Origin of the sequence: Methylocella sp. (genome assembly GCF_044226135.1) — a bacterium.
Taxonomy (GTDB): Bacteria; Pseudomonadota; Alphaproteobacteria; order Rhizobiales; family Beijerinckiaceae; genus Methylocapsa.
Window position 1 is genome coordinate 1 of the sequence record NZ_JBGAHM010000024.1, and the last position, 12,991, is coordinate 12,991.

Genomic DNA, 12,991 nt, shown 5'->3' on the forward strand with positions numbered 1-12,991 from the left:
GCCGGCGCCGCCGAGCGCGCCGAACGGGCTCTGGCCCGCGCCGGAGCCGAAACCGCCGGCGCCGCTCGACGAGCCTGAGCCGCCCGATCCCGAATGGGCGCCCATGGCGCTCGAGGCCATCGAGGCCGTGCCGCCCGTCAGCCGGTCTGTCGTCGTGGCGGCGCCCGAGCCCGGCGCGAGCTGGTTTGCGGCCGAATCGACGCCTGCGCCTCCGCCCGTGAAAAGCTCGCTCAGCAGCTTGGCGATCTGGCGCGCGTCGCCGTAGCGGACGCGATAGACCTTGACGCCCGTGTTCGCCGTCGCCGAGCCGTCGAGCCGCGAGATCCAGGTCGACGCCTGGCGCAGCAGCTCGGGCTTCTTGGCGACCACCAGGATGGCGTTGGAGCGCGAGATCGGCATCAGCTTGACGAGGCTCGCGCTCAGGCCGGCCTCGCCCGAATCGAGGATCTTCTCGAGCTCGGCCACGACCGGCTCGGGCGTGGTGTTGCGCACCGGAATGATGCCGACCGACTGGCCGCGCATCCAGTCCTGGTCGAAGCTCAGAATCGTTTCGACGGCGGTGCGGCGCTCGACGCCGGTGCCGACGATGAGGATGAGATTGCCGCTCGGGTCGGCGCGGATCGCGCCCGGGCGCGCCGAAAAGCCATCGAGCAGCTTGTTGACGTTCTGGGCCGAGACATGCCGCAGCGGCATGACCGTGAGCCCGTAGCCCGGCTCCATCCGGCCGCCGCGGTCGACCCCGCCGTTGCCCACGGCGTCGTCGACCGGCAGGATGCGATAGCCGCCGGCGTCGCGCACCAGCACGGCGTTGCCGGCGCGCAGGGCGTTTTCGAGCACGAACAGAAGCTGCGAACGCGGCACCGGCCGCCCCGAAGACAGCGTCACGGTCCCCTGCACGCGCGGGTCGACCGTATAGCCGACGCCGAGCACGTCGCCCAGAATGACCTTGGCGAGCGCCGTCACCGGCGCGTTCTCGAAATTGAGGTCGACGCCTTCTCCCGACGTGTTCGCGCCCGCGCCGCCCGCGGCCTCGCCGCGCCCCGGCGGCGCGGAGGCCTCGGGCCCGGCGGTGCCGTAATAGAGCTGCGGCCGGTCCGCGCCGGCGCCGCCGGTGTTCGCGGTCTCGCCCGCTTTCGTGAAGCGCGGCTGAAGGTCGAGGCCGCGCACGCGGTCGATGGCGTCGGGCTGTTCGGTTCCGCCGCCGATCCAGGCCGTCTGCGAGGAGCAGCCGGCGAGCGCCAGGACGACGAAGACGCCGACGCCGGCCGCGACGGCGAGCGACGGCCGGACGCGCGCGCCGGCCGCGAGGCCGGGCGGGACGAAGAGGACGCGGCCCCGAACGTGTCGCAAGAAACCCACTCTTATGCGGCTCCGAAGCTTGAGGCGGAGCCTGAGGCGCGGCCATGACGATTAGCGAAAACCGTCAACCATTGATATAACGGACATAATCTCGCCGTCGATAAAATGAAGGTCAAGGCGAGCCCGGGCGGCGCAGGCGTCCCCAGATTTCGGCGCGGACCGGCCCTGAGGCCGGCGGCGCGGTCCGAACTGGCGACGGCGCGCCGCTTCCCCATCCCAAGGCGCGACGGCATGACCGATACTCCCCTGTCCGATTTCGCCAGACACCTCGTCGAGCGGCGCTGCCTGCCGTCCGACGCGAGCCTTGCGTCCCCCGCCGGCGCGGACGCCGCGCCGTCGATGCGAAAAGTCTGGGAAGCCACTGATCTTTCTGCGAACGCGTTTGCCGATGAAGTCGCGCATTTTTATGGCATGCGTCGCTTGAGCCTGCCTGACCTCGTCGAGGCCCGGTCGCTCGCCCATCTTTTCGCGCCGCGTTTCCTGCGCGAAACCTGCGTCTTTCCCTTCGTCGGCGCGGACGGACGCAACCGCCTCGCCGTCGCCGACCCGAGCGAGGCGGCCGCCCTGCGCGCGGCCGAGATCGTGCTCGGCGGCGAGGTGCTGGTCGAGATCGCCTCGTTCGAGGACGTCGGCGTGGCGCTCAGCGAGCGGCTCGCCGAGGCGCCGGCGCAGGAGCGCCCGGCTTCGCGCGGCGTCGAGGACGACGTCGAGAACCTGCGCGACCTCGCGAGCGGCGCGCCGGTCGTGCGCGCGGTCAATGACCTGTTCGAGAAGGCGGTCGAGCTTCGCGCCAGCGACATCCATATCGAGCCGTTCCGTTCGGGCCTCACGGTGCGCATGCGCGTCGACGGCCTGCTGCGGCAGGTCGCCGCGCCGCAGGGGGCGCCGCCGCAGGCGATCATCTCGCGCATCAAGATTCTCGCCGGCCTCAACATCGCCGAGCGCCGCCTGCCGCAGGACGGCGCGGCGCGCCTGAAGCTTGGCCGCACAGACGTCGACGTGCGCGTCGCCACCATGCCGACGCAATATGGCGAATCGGCCGTGTTGCGTCTTTTGCCCCAAGACCGCAGCCTGCTCGACGCGGCCCGTCTCGGCCTTTCGGCGCGCGACGAAAACATCCTCGCGCGGCTGCTCGCGCTGCCGCACGGACTCATCATCGTCACGGGCCCGACCGGCAGCGGCAAGACGACGACGCTCGCCACCATGCTCTCCCTGCTCAACACGCCGACGCGCAAGATCCTGACGATCGAGGATCCGGTCGAATATGAGATTTCCGGCGTCAACCAGAGCCAGGTCAAGGCCGCAATCGGGCTCACCTTCGCGTCGGCGATGCGCGCCTTCGTGCGCCAGGACCCCGACGTCATCATGGTCGGCGAAGTGCGCGACCCCGAGACCGCGAGCATCGCCGTCAACGCCGCCCTCACCGGCCATCTGGTGCTGACCACGCTCCACACCGAATCGGCCGCCGCCGCCATTCCGCGCCTGCTCGACCTCGGCGTCGAGGGCTTTCTTCTCAAGTCGACGCTGCGCGCGGTGATCGCGCAACGCCTCGTGCGCGTGCTGTGCGAGCGCTGCAAGACGCCCCGCGCGCTCAGCGAGGCCGATCTCGAAGCGGACCCGCGCCTGCCGGCGCTCGGCCTCGCCTGCGGCGACGTGGTGCATGACCCGAAGGGCTGCGAGCGCTGCGGCGGCTCGGGCTACCGCGGCCGCAACGGCATCTTCGAAATGCTCGAACTCAAGGGAGAAGCCTATGAGCTCGTCGGCCCAACCTCCGACGCCTTCAGCATCGACGCGGCGGCGCGCCGCGCCGGCATGGTCACCATGATCGAGGACGCCGTCGCCAAATGCCGCGCCGGCGTGACCTCGCCGGCCGAAGCCCTGCGCGTGACGACGCTGAGGTGACGACGCGCTCATGAAGACCTTCCGCTACAGCGCCCTGACCCAGAAGGGCGAGCTCGTCACCGGCGCGATCGCCGCCGAAAGCGCCGCCGACGTCGCCCAGCGCATCGAATATCTGGGTCTGATCCCCGTCGAGACGAAGCTCGAGGCCGGCGCGAAAGGCGCGTTCGCCGCCCGCCTCGGCTTCGGCGCGAAGCCGCGCTTCGAGGACGTCACCTTCTTCACGGGCGACCTCGCGCTGCTCCTGCGCACCGGCGCGCGCATCAACGAGGCGCTGGAACTCGTCGCGACTGATTCCGACGTCGGCCGGCTGCGCCCGACGATCGAGAAGATCAACGCCGCGATCCTGTCGGGCGAAAGCTTCGCCGACGCTCTGGCGCGGCGCCCCGACGCCTTTCCGCCGATGTATGTGGCGCTGGCGCGCGTCGGCGAGGCCTCGGGCAAGCTCGCGCCGGTGCTTGAGGCGCTTGCGGCCGAGCGCGCGCGCGCCGAGGCGCTGCGCAGAAAACTGTCCGACGCGCTGCGCTATCCGGCCTTCGTGCTCACGGCCGCGGCCGGCGTGCTGCTGTTCTTCCTCACGTTCGTGCTGCCGCAGTTCGGCGCGGTGCTGCGCGATTTCAACGCCAAACTCGACCCGGTCGTGACCGCCTTTCTCTCCCTGTCGGATTTTCTGTCGGCGCATGCGCTCGCCGTCGGCGTCTCGATCTCCGCCGTCGTCGCCGGCGGCGCGCTCATTCTGAGACGCCCGAAGGTCCGGGCCGCGCTCATGCGCGGGCTCGGGCGGGCGCCGCTCGTCGACCGCGTCATGAGCTTTCACCAGACCGCGCTGTTCTGCCGCAACCTCGGCGTGCTGCTCGCGGCCGGCGTCACGCTGACGTCGAGCCTGCGCATCCTCGCCGACATGATGACCTCCGCCGGCGCCTCGAAAGCGTGGGACGAAACCGTCGACCTCGTGCGCCACGGCGGCAAGCTTTCCGACGCGCTGGCCCAGACAAAGGCGTTGCCGGCCATGGCCGCCCGCACCCTTCGCCTCGGCGAGGATTCGGGCCAGCTTCCGCTGCTCGCCGAGCGCGTCGCCAATTATTACGAGGCCAAGCTGCAGCGCAGCCTCGACCGCCTCGTGGGAATCATCGGCCCGGCGGCGATCGTCGTCATCAGCGTGATCGTCGGCGGCCTGATCGTGTCCATCATGACCGCGCTCATGTCGGTGAGCCAGGTGGTGGGCTAGCCGTTGGAGAGCCCCGCGCAAGGCCGCAAATGCAGCATCTTGCCGTCAAGAGACGATCACAATGCCGAAGTATCGCCACGGCGCCGCGTCACGACGACTGGCGTTTCACGAAAGTTATCCGCAATGACGACCGCTTCGATCCAACGCCGTCTCCACGCCTTCGCCCTGCGCTCGAAGCGCGGCCTTCGCGCGCGGCGGCGGCGCGGCGGCGAAGCCGGCTTCACGCTGGTCGAAATCCTCGTCGTCATCACCATCATCGGCCTCATCATGGGGCTCGTCGGCCCGCGCGTGCTGAATTATCTCTCTGAATCCAAGGTCAAGGCGGCGACCATCCAGATCGAGAGCCTGTCGAGCGCGCTCGACCTCTACTTCCTCGACAACGGGCGCTATCCGACCACCGCGCAGGGCCTCGCCGCGCTGGCGCAGCGCCCGGGCGGGGCCTCGTCGTGGAACGGCCCCTACCTCAAGGGCGCGAACGTCCCGCTCGACCCCTGGGGCAATCCCTACCGCTACCGCGCGCCGGCCGAACACGCGCCTTTCGAGATCGTCTCGCTTGGCTCCGACGGGCAGGAGGGCGGCGCGGGCCTCGCCGCCGACATCAGGAGCACGGAGCTTGGCGGCGCGAAAAAAGCCGCGCAACGATGAGCGTCCGGCGCGCGCGCGGCGATCGGCGAGGCGGCCGGCGAGGCGGCCGTGAAGACGCCTTCACCCTGATCGAGACCGTCTGCGTCGTCGCCATCGTCGCGATGATCGCGGCGCTCGCCCTGCCGGCGTTTCCGCGCGGCACGTCGCGCCCCCAGTTCTATGCGCTCGCCACGGCCGCGGCGGCGGCGCTCAAGGCCGACCGGCTCGCGGCGCTGCGCGGCGGCGCGCCGGTCGCGACGCAGATTGACGCGGCCGGCCGCATGATCCGCTCGGGCGCGAGCGCGCGGCGCGTCGTCGCGCCGCCCGACGTCGGCTTCTCCGCCCTTCTGGCCGAAACCTGCGGCGGCCGCCCCGCCGGCGCGACGATCACCTTCTTTCCCTCGGGGCTCTCCTGCGGCGGAACCCTGTCGCTGTCGCGCCGCGGCGAAACGCTCGAAGTGCGCGTCGCCTGGCTGACGGGAGGCGTCGAGATTGCCCCGAAAAAGAGCTTCTGACCGGGCCGCGCCCGAAGACGGCGGCGCGGCCGGCTTCCTTCTGGTCGAGGCCCTCGTCGCGCTCGCCGTCGTCGGCGTCTGCCTCGCGGCGATCGGCGCGCTCGCCGCCGCGAGCCAGCGCTCGGTGCGCCAGGTCGAGGAGCGGCTGGCCCTGACCTCGGCGCTGCGCAAGGTCGAAGCCGCGCTGCCCGACCGCGCCGCGCTCGACGCCGACCTTTCCGGAGAAATCAACGGCCTGCGCTACGCGGTGACCTCGCGGCCGGCCGCCGACCCGTTCCCGCCGCCAGATCCGGCCGGGCCGCCCCCGAAGACTCAGCCGGCCTGGGCGCCGCGCAAAATCGCCATCAGGGTCACGGCCCCGTCCGGCGCCGTCATGGAGGTCGAAAGCCTTCGTCTCACGCCGCTCGCGCGGCCCGACGCGGCGCAGCCATGAGCGCGCCGCGTCGCCCCTGCGCGCGAGCGCGCCGCGCGCAGGCGGGCTTCACGCTGTTCGAGGCGCTTGTGGCGCTCGCGCTCACGGGCTTCGTCATGGCCTCGGTCGCGGTCGTCGCCGGGCAATGGCTGCCGCGCTGGCGCGCGGGCTTCGACCGGCTGCAACAGGCCGATCTCGTCGCGCTCGCGCTTGACCGGCTCGCGGCCGACCTCGCCTCGGCCGAATTCGTCACGCCGCCGGGGGAGCCGCACGTGCTGTTCTACGGCTCGGACAACGCCGCGACCTTCGTGCGCTCGCCGCTCGGCCCGAAATTTCCCGGCGCCGGGCGTGCGACGCCTCCGGGGCTCGAGATCGTGCGCTGGTCGGCGGGCGACGACGGCCTGACGCGCGCGCGCGCCGCCTTCTCGCCGCAGACGGGCCGCGCCGCCCGCGCGGATGATTTCGCGTTCTCCGATTCCCTCCTGCTGCTGCGCAGGCCGCTGCAACTTTCCTTCGCCTACGCCGGGCCGGACCGCGTGTTCGCCGACTCCTGGGCAAATCCCGCGAGCCTGCCGAGCGCCGTCCGCGTCAGCGTCCGGACCGGCGGCGGCGAGCTCGCCTCCGCCTCGACCGTCGTGCGCCTGCGGATCGACGCGCCGGCCTGCGCCGTCGCGGCCGGCGGACAGGCGTCGTGCCTCACGGACACGAAAGACGCCGCAAAGCAGCCGGACGCGGAGCCCGCGCCGGCGGCGGGGCAGCGCCCGTGACGGCCCGAGGACGCGAGGACGGATTTCTGCTGATCGCCGCGCTGTGGCTTCTCGCCGCGCTCGCCGGCTTCGCTTCGGTTTTCGCCGTCTATGCGTCGACCAGCGTCGTCTCGGCGCGCGTCGGCGGCGACCGGCTCGAGGCCGAGGCCCTGATCCGCTCGGCGCTCGAACTCGCCGCGCTGCGCCTGCAGGGCCGCAGCGCCGAGGAGCCGCGCAGCGTCGGCGCCTTCGCCTTCGCGCTGGGCGGCGGATCTGCGGAAACGTCCTTCCGCAGCGAAGGCGCGCGCATCGACGTCAATTTCGCCGACAAGAAACTCCTCGCCGGCCTGTTCGTCGCGCTTGGCGCGCGCCTCGACGCGGCGCAGACCTACGCCGACCGGATCGCCGGCTGGCGCGAGAAGCCCGGCCCCGGACGCAACGCCGAGGCCGATCTCTACAAGGACGCCGGCCTCGACTACGCGCCGCGGCAGGGCCCGTTCCAGACGACGGACGAACTGCGCTTCGTGTCCGGCCTGCCGCCCGACCTCGTCGAGGCGGCGCTGCCGTTCCTCACGGTTTTCAACGGCACGGCGAAGATCGACGTCTTCGCCGCCTCGCCGCCCGTCCTGCGCGCGCTGCCGAATCTCGCGCCGGACGTCGCGGCGACGATTCTTCAGCGCCGCGCCGCGCTCGACCCCAAGGCGGTGCGCGCCCTGCTCGGGCGGGCCGCCGACTACGTCTCCTTCGATCCCTTCAAGTCCGCGCGGGCCGAAATCGCGGTCAGGACCGCGTCGGGGCGGCGCCTGCGCGCCGAGGTCATCCTGCTGCTGCCTGAAAACGACCCGAAGCAGCCCTATCGCGTGCTGTCGTGGCGTGACGATTTCGAGGGCGCATGACGACCGCGCCCGACGTCCGCCTTCCTGCGCGAGGCCGCGGCGTTTCGCCGCGCTTTGTCGGTAAAGTTTTCAATCTTCGGACACGCGCCTGGTGCACCATGGGGATGGCGTTCGCACGAGGCGACGCGCCGCGGCTTTTCTGCGCCACGAAGCCCGCCGCCCCGAAGTTCGCCTTGCGCGGGACCGCCCCGCCGGCGAGACGCGCCTGCCGCACCCGATCTCGCCGCCACGCCCGTCCAGACTGCGCCCGTCCAGATCGCGCCCGATGAAAAGCTTCGACGACATCTCCGCCCGCCTCTCGGCCTGGCTCGAAACCACGGCCAAGACCGTTCTCGCCGCAAGAGCGGGGTTGAGGCGCGCCCCTGCGGCGAGGCTCGTCGAACAGGCGGACGGCGCGTTTCTCATGGAGCAGGCCCCTGCGCCTGGCGCGCAGTCCGGCGGCGCGCCAGGCGTTCCCGTCCGCTTCGAGCCCGACGCCGCGATCGAGGCCTCGGCGCGCGCGGCGCTTTCGGGCTCTGACGTCGAGCTGGTGCTGCGCCCCGAACGCTTTCTGTTCCGCCCGCTCGAACTGCCCGGCCGGGCGGCCGAATTCCTTGACGGCGTGGTGCGGTCCCAGATCGACCGGCTGACGCCCTGGACCGCCGCGGAAGCGGCCTTCGGCTGCCGGCCGCTCGATCCGGCGGCGGACGAGCGGCAAAACGGGAGCTCGGGCGAACGTCTGCGCCTTCTCGTCGCCGCCACCTCTCACGCGGCGCTCGCGCCCTTCGTCGAAGCCGCCCGCGGCTTCGGCGTCGGAACGCTCGCCGTCTACGCCGCGGCGCCCGACCCCGGCGGCGCGACGATCGCCGTCTGTCGGCGGCCGATCGCCGGCGCGCTCGACGCCGGCCGGCTGAAGCGCATTCTTGGCGGCGTCCTGCTCGGCCTCTGGGCCGGCTGCGCGCTGGCGCTCCTTCTGTCCTCCTTCGGCGGGCAGGCCCTCGAGTCGCGCCGCGAGGAGGCCGCAGTCGAAAGCCAGCGCCTGCGCGCGGCGCTCATGCGCGAGGACGACGCCTCTTCGGGCGCCGCGGCGGCGCTGCGCGCGCGCAAGGCGTCGAACCCGGCGGCTGTCCTGCTTTATGACGAGCTCGCGCGCGTGTTGCCCGACGACGCCTATCTGAACGAGCTGCGCATCGCGCCGGACAAGATCCAGATCGCCGGGCTCGCGAGGGACCCGCCGGCCTTGATCGGCCTCATGGAACGCTCGCCCCATTTCGCGCACGCCATGTTCTATGCGCCGACCACCGCTTCGTCCGCCGGCGGGGCGCAGCATTTTTTCATCGAGGCGCAGATCGCGCCGGACTCCGACAAGGCGGCCGCGCCATGAAGCCCGGCGATCTCGTCAAGACCGTCGGCCCGCGCGGGCTTCTCGCGATCGGCGCCTATGTCGCGGCGGCCGTTCTGCCTCTGGTTGTCGCCGCCTCCGCGCTGAGCGGCCTTGGCGACGCCTATGGCGCCTATGGCGCGGCCCGGGAGCGGCTCGCGGCGCTCGAGGCGCGGGCGCGGCCGGGCGCGGCGTCCGGTGAGACGCCGGGCTCGCCTTTTCTCGACGGGCCGACGATCACGGTCGCGGGGGCCGGGCTGCAACGCCGCGTCGCCGCCGCGGCGGCCGAGGCGGGCGCCGTCGTGCTGTCGTCGCAGGTCGACCTTCAGGACGAATCTCAGGCCAATGACGGCTTCGTGCGGCTGTCCGCCAGCCTCGAAGCCGCGCAGGAGGCGATCCAGCCGCTGCTGCATGATCTCGAGACCGGGCTTCCGCTCCTGTTCGTGGAGCAGATCGTGGTTCAGGCGCCAAACGGCGCGTCGCAGAAAATGCGCGTCCAGCTCGACGTCGCCGGACAATGGAGAGACAAGCATTGACTGACCCGTCCCGCGCCCGCGCCCTCGGCCTTTTCGCGCTCGCCGCGGCGGCGTTCGCGCCCTGCGGCGCGGCCCGGGCGGACGCCGTCAATCCGCTCGCCGCGCTCTCGCTCGACGCGCTCGGCGCGACGCGCGAACGGCCGTTGTTTTCTCCCTCGCGCCGCCCGCCCGCGCCGGCGATCGTCGCGGCCGCGCCCGAAGAGCCGCCGCCGCCCCCGCCGCCGGCCGAGCCCGAGACGCCGCGCGTGAAGCTCATCGGCGTCGTGCATGGCGCGGGCGCGGAGATCGGCCTGTTCGTCGACGACGGCGGCAAGACGCTGCGTCTGCGCGTCGGCCAGACGAGCGACGACGGCTGGACCCTGCGCTCCGTCGACGCCCGCGCCGCGTCGCTCGAAAAACAGGAGCGCGTCGTCAACGCCGAGCTTGCGCCGCGCTCGGCCGATCTCGGCGCGCCGGGCGGCGCGCCGGCTCCGGCCCCTGAGCGCCCGGTCGTCGGCTACGCCGGGCAGATCGGCGCCCCGCCGGAGGCGATCTATGGCGGGCGCGATCATTTTGCGCATGGAGGTGAGGCGCATTGACGTGAGGCGCGGCGACTTGCGGGCCGGCGAACTTGAGAGCCGGCGACTGGCGAGCTGGCGACTTGCGGGCCGACGAGCTGGCGGCGTGGCGCGTCAGGCCGCGTCGAGCGTGTCCCTGAGCATGAGCCGCATGGAGCGCAGGGCGCAGACGAAGGCGCCGGCGAGCGGCTGCGGGTCGGCCGCGCAGTAGACCAGGGCCTCGGCGCCGTCAGGGTCGGCCACGAGGTCGCCGAGAAGGCTTTCGTCGGCGGTGCGCGCCATCGGGCAGCCGGCGCAGAGCGGGCGGCGCAGGCAGCGTTCACACAAGGTCATCATGCTGTCGAACGCCGGCGCGAGCACGCCGCAGTCGTCGCGCTCCAGCGTCGAATAGAGGCTCGGCTGGATCGGCGCGCCGAGATCACGCGCCATGCGCCAGCTGCGCGCCGCCCGGACGACGATCGCGCGCATCCGGCGCTCGGAGTCCAGTCCGGCGCCGGTCATGACGCGGTCCATGCGTCGCCCGGAGCGCCGGCGCGCCGCCGCGTTCGAGATCTCGTCTGCATGAAAGCGCCCATCAGTCTCCGCCAGGTTCGCAAGCCTAGCCTCCCACAGGCGCGCGACGACAGCAACCTTTGTTTTTCAAACGCTTAGCGTTCTAATTGCAGGGAAACCGCGTGCGAAATCAATCCGTCCTCAGGCTGGCTCCGGCGCCGCGACGGCGGGAATGGCGGGAAATGCGGCGTTGCGCCGCGCGAGCAGGGCCACGGCCACGCCGGCCTCAAGCAGAATGGCGAGGCCGACGAGCCAGACGAGGTCAGGGTTTTCGCGCACGAGCGATTCCGAGCCGACCAGCACGGCGACATGCAGGACAGGAATGACGAGCACGGTCGAGATGATCGCCGGCGAACCGCGCCCCGTCGCCGCCGCGACCGTCAGCACGAGGCCGATCGCGAGCAGCGTATGGCTCAGCGCGAGCGCCGGGATGAAGCCGCGTTTGGCCGCTTCGCTCATCCACTCGGCGTAGCCGCGCGGATCCCAGTCCGGATTGGGTTTTGCGGCGATGAACTCGCCGAGCGGCAGCTCGAACACGCCGCGCCAGTCGCGTTTCGGCAGCCCGCCCGCCCCCTGCATGTCGACCGGGATGGCGTATTGCTCGAAATTGGCGTTGCGCATGGAGGTCGCGCCCGCCGGCAGCGTCTGGATCGAGCCGTGGTTGAGCACGATGACGACGCCCGTCTCGTTGCGGCGGAACTCGGCCTCGTCGGCGTTGATGATCTGTTCTTCGTCCTTTTCGGCGGAATGCTGGCGGATGAACATGCCCGACGCCACGTCGGCGGTCTTCCAGCGCGTGAAGAAGATCGTCCGCGCGCCCTTGTCGAAGGTGTAGAAATGCGCCGGCTCAAGCATGCGGTGGTTGAGCGAGTCGCGGATGACGTGAATGACGTCATGCATCTGGCCGACGTAGTTCGGGGCGATATAGCAGGAAATGACATAGCCGAGGGCGGTCGCCGCGCTCGCGACGAGCAGGGCGGGCTTGCACACGGCCCACACCGAAAGCCGCAGCGAATAGAGCACGGCGACCATGCCGTCGGCCGACATGCGGGCGAATTCGAGCGCGACGGCGACGCCGACGGCGAGCGGAAGGGCGAGAAACAGCGCCGTCGGCAGCGTGCCGAGCAGGGCCGGCCACAGCAGGCCGCCGCGCACCGCCGCCGCCGGCAGGGTCTGGAACAGAGAGGCCATGACCAGCGGCACGCAGAGCATGGCCGCGATCACGAGCGACGAGAAGGCCGCCCTCCTGGCGAAATAGAGGGTGAGAAGCGGCGGCACGGCGTAACCTCACCTCTTGAGGCGCGCCTGCGCCTTTTGCGCATAGTCGAGCCAGGCTTTGTCGAAAACGCGGCGCTTCGGCAGCGAGACCGCGCCCGCCCAATGGGCGAAGAAGATGCGCTTCTTGGCGCCGTCGAGCGGCAGGCCGTCGGCGTCGAAGGTCACGTCCTGCGCCTTGTAGAAGCTTTCGTCGGAGGCGCCCTCGACGCGCTCGGCGATCGAGGCGATCTTGAGCCCGCGCCGGTGCGTGACGAAATTGCTCAGGGGCTGGGCGAACAGCATGCCGTGCTTGCGCACGTCGTGGAAGATCGCCTCGTCCTGGTCGATCACCTCGAAGAAATGGTCGAGCGACAGGATCTTGTTGGAGGTGAGAAAGAAGCCGTCGTTGAACAGCCGGACGTCCTTCAGGAAGTCGTATTTGTCGCGGCGCTTGTTGTAGACATATTCTTCGCTGGTCGAGGCCATGATGAATTCGGCCTCGCCCGGCTTGAGACGCCCGAACAGCTCGGCGACGTCGCGAAAGAGAATGACGTCGACGTCGACGTAAAGCACCTCGTCGAGCGGCAGGGCGAGCGACATGAACTTGCGCAGGCGGCGCCTGTGGCCCGGAAACAGCGGGTAGAGCCGGCTCGCGAGCCGGTCGAGCTCGCGCGAATCCTCGGTGACGAGCGTCACGCCATAGACCTCGCAGGCGCGGCGCGTCAGCGTCAGATTGTCGTCATAGGGAATGAGATAGAGCGGCGTCGCGGCGCTCGTCTCCTTGTAGCTTTCAAGGAACGGCAGGAGCCAGTCGGCGATCTTGTCGTTGGCGACGATGGCGATCCCGCGCGTCGGCGTGGGCGCGGACTGAGCCGCAGCGGTCTCGATCGCCCCTTCTGCAGTCGGATCGGTCAAGGGTTCAGTCTCGGCTTCATAAGGAGGGCGCGGGCGGCCGGCGCCGGCCGCCTCGCCGCGACGCGCATGCGTCGGACGGCCTGCGCCTTGCGCCGGACGGCTTCGGGACGCGTGCGCAGGCGCATGCGCAAGGCC

General features: G+C 71.2%; 14 protein-coding genes. 10 read left to right on the forward strand and 4 right to left on the reverse strand.

Features of this window, described 5'->3' with window-relative positions; genetic code table 11:
- A partial coding sequence (locus tag ACILRB_RS10905; RefSeq protein ID WP_395666320.1) for a secretin N-terminal domain-containing protein occupies positions 1-1,350 on the reverse strand: 1,350 nt, incomplete at its 3' end.
- A 240-nt stretch (positions 1,351-1,590) separates the two neighbouring features.
- On the opposite strand from ACILRB_RS10905, the gene ACILRB_RS10910 reads away from it, so the two are divergent.
- From ACILRB_RS10910 to ACILRB_RS10955, 10 genes are all read left to right on the forward strand, one after another.
- Positions 1,591-3,261 (forward strand): GspE/PulE family protein, encoded by a 1,671-nt coding sequence (locus tag ACILRB_RS10910; RefSeq protein ID WP_395666321.1) that lies wholly within the window; start codon positions 1,591-1,593, stop codon positions 3,259-3,261.
- Between the two features lie 10 nt (positions 3,262-3,271).
- The gene (locus ACILRB_RS10915; RefSeq protein ID WP_395666322.1) at positions 3,272-4,486 is read left to right on the forward strand and encodes a type II secretion system F family protein; all 1,215 of its coding nucleotides are present in this window, start codon (positions 3,272-3,274) and stop codon (positions 4,484-4,486) included.
- A gap of 123 nt (positions 4,487-4,609) precedes the next feature.
- Positions 4,610-5,131 carry a type II secretion system major pseudopilin GspG gene (gene gspG / locus ACILRB_RS10920; RefSeq protein WP_395666323.1) on the forward strand — a complete coding sequence of 174 codons (522 nt, stop codon included), beginning with the start codon at positions 4,610-4,612 and terminating at the stop codon, positions 5,129-5,131.
- On the forward strand, positions 5,128-5,625 hold the full coding sequence (locus tag ACILRB_RS10925) for a type II secretion system protein (protein ID WP_395666324.1): 498 nt from the start codon (positions 5,128-5,130) through the stop codon (positions 5,623-5,625). Before gspG ends, ACILRB_RS10925 begins: the two co-directional genes overlap by 4 nt.
- A complete protein-coding gene (locus tag ACILRB_RS10930) occupies positions 5,603-6,058 on the forward strand; it encodes a type II secretion system protein (protein WP_395666325.1) in 456 nt (151 codons plus the stop codon). Before ACILRB_RS10925 ends, ACILRB_RS10930 begins: the two co-directional genes overlap by 23 nt.
- Positions 6,055-6,804, forward strand: a complete 750-nt coding sequence (locus tag ACILRB_RS10935) for a type II secretion system protein J (protein ID WP_395666326.1) — start codon at positions 6,055-6,057, stop codon at positions 6,802-6,804. Before ACILRB_RS10930 ends, ACILRB_RS10935 begins: the two co-directional genes overlap by 4 nt.
- Positions 6,801-7,679, forward strand: a complete 879-nt coding sequence (locus ACILRB_RS10940; RefSeq protein WP_395666327.1) for a general secretion pathway protein GspK — start codon at positions 6,801-6,803, stop codon at positions 7,677-7,679. The genes ACILRB_RS10935 and ACILRB_RS10940 overlap by 4 nt, the downstream gene beginning before the upstream one ends.
- A gap of 265 nt (positions 7,680-7,944) precedes the next feature.
- On the forward strand, positions 7,945-9,042 hold the full coding sequence (locus ACILRB_RS10945) for a PilN domain-containing protein (protein ID WP_395666328.1): 1,098 nt from the start codon (positions 7,945-7,947) through the stop codon (positions 9,040-9,042).
- Positions 9,039-9,575: a type II secretion system protein GspM gene (gspM, locus tag ACILRB_RS10950; protein WP_395666329.1), complete on the forward strand. Its 537-nt coding sequence runs from the start codon at positions 9,039-9,041 to the stop codon at positions 9,573-9,575. Before ACILRB_RS10945 ends, gspM begins: the two co-directional genes overlap by 4 nt.
- On the forward strand, positions 9,572-10,153 hold the full coding sequence (locus tag ACILRB_RS10955) for a hypothetical protein (protein ID WP_395666330.1): 582 nt from the start codon (positions 9,572-9,574) through the stop codon (positions 10,151-10,153). The genes gspM and ACILRB_RS10955 overlap by 4 nt, the downstream gene beginning before the upstream one ends.
- A gap of 93 nt (positions 10,154-10,246) precedes the next feature.
- Here the strand turns inward: ACILRB_RS10955 and ACILRB_RS10960 are convergent, their stop codons facing one another.
- The 3 genes from ACILRB_RS10960 to ACILRB_RS10970 all read right to left on the reverse strand — a co-directional run bounded on the left by ACILRB_RS10960 (position 10,247) and on the right by ACILRB_RS10970 (position 12,856).
- Entirely contained in the window at positions 10,247-10,633 is a 387-nt protein-coding gene (locus tag ACILRB_RS10960) for a hypothetical protein (protein ID WP_395666331.1), read from the reverse strand.
- 192 nt (positions 10,634-10,825) lie between these two features.
- Positions 10,826-11,962, reverse strand: a complete 1,137-nt coding sequence (locus ACILRB_RS10965) for an LptF/LptG family permease (RefSeq protein WP_395666332.1) — start codon at positions 11,960-11,962, stop codon at positions 10,826-10,828.
- A gap of 9 nt (positions 11,963-11,971) precedes the next feature.
- The gene (locus tag ACILRB_RS10970) at positions 11,972-12,856 is read right to left on the reverse strand and encodes a hypothetical protein (protein WP_395666333.1); all 885 of its coding nucleotides are present in this window, start codon (positions 12,854-12,856) and stop codon (positions 11,972-11,974) included.
- Between the last annotated feature and the right edge of the window lie 135 nt (positions 12,857-12,991).

What these genes read in the sequence shown, in the direction of transcription:
- ACILRB_RS10915 (WP_395666322.1), top strand. Translation starts at nt 3,272, where the DNA reads ATGAAGACCTTCCGCTACAGCGCCCTGACCCAGAAGGGCGAGCTCGTC.
- ACILRB_RS10910 (WP_395666321.1), top strand. Translation starts at nt 1,591, where the DNA reads ATGACCGATACTCCCCTGTCCGATTTCGCCAGACACCTCGTCGAGCGG.
- ACILRB_RS10935 (WP_395666326.1), top strand. Translation starts at nt 6,055, where the DNA reads ATGAGCGCGCCGCGTCGCCCCTGCGCGCGAGCGCGCCGCGCGCAGGCG.
- ACILRB_RS10945 (WP_395666328.1), top strand. Translation starts at nt 7,945, where the DNA reads ATGAAAAGCTTCGACGACATCTCCGCCCGCCTCTCGGCCTGGCTCGAA.
- gspM (WP_395666329.1), top strand. Translation starts at nt 9,039, where the DNA reads ATGAAGCCCGGCGATCTCGTCAAGACCGTCGGCCCGCGCGGGCTTCTC.
- ACILRB_RS10925 (WP_395666324.1), top strand. Translation starts at nt 5,128, where the DNA reads ATGAGCGTCCGGCGCGCGCGCGGCGATCGGCGAGGCGGCCGGCGAGGC.
- gspG (WP_395666323.1), top strand. Translation starts at nt 4,610, where the DNA reads ATGACGACCGCTTCGATCCAACGCCGTCTCCACGCCTTCGCCCTGCGC.
- ACILRB_RS10960 (WP_395666331.1), bottom strand. Translation starts at nt 10,633, where the DNA reads ATGACCGGCGCCGGACTGGACTCCGAGCGCCGGATGCGCGCGATCGTC.